The organism is Bradyrhizobium sp. Kon56, assembly GCF_055807635.1.
Map to the genome: position 1 here is coordinate 1 of NZ_JBVVOU010000332.1, position 300 is coordinate 300.

The following is a 300-nucleotide window of genomic DNA, read 5'->3' on the forward strand; positions in this document are numbered from 1 at the left end:
CCGCCCTCGCCGCCGGCGCCACCAGCTTTACCCATTTGTACAACGCCATGAGCCCGCTGCATCACCGCGAGCCAGGCATCGTCGGCGCTGCGCTGGCCCACGCCAAATACGCCGAGTTGATCCCCGACCTGCTGCACGTGCACCCCGGCGCCATGCGCGTGGCGCTGCGCTCGATCCCGTGCCTGTATTGCGTCACCGATTCCACCGCCGCCGCCGGCATGCCCGATGGCGAATACAAGCTGGGCAGCCACACCGTGACCAAGTGCCTGGGCGGCGTACGCCTGGCCGACGGCACCCTGG

Annotated in this window: 1 pseudogene; it reads left to right on the forward strand. The window is 69.7% G+C overall.

The features are described 5' to 3' along the window. Positions 1-300: pseudogene (locus AC0L3B_RS39195) on the forward strand (N-acetylglucosamine-6-phosphate deacetylase); the annotation flags it as partial.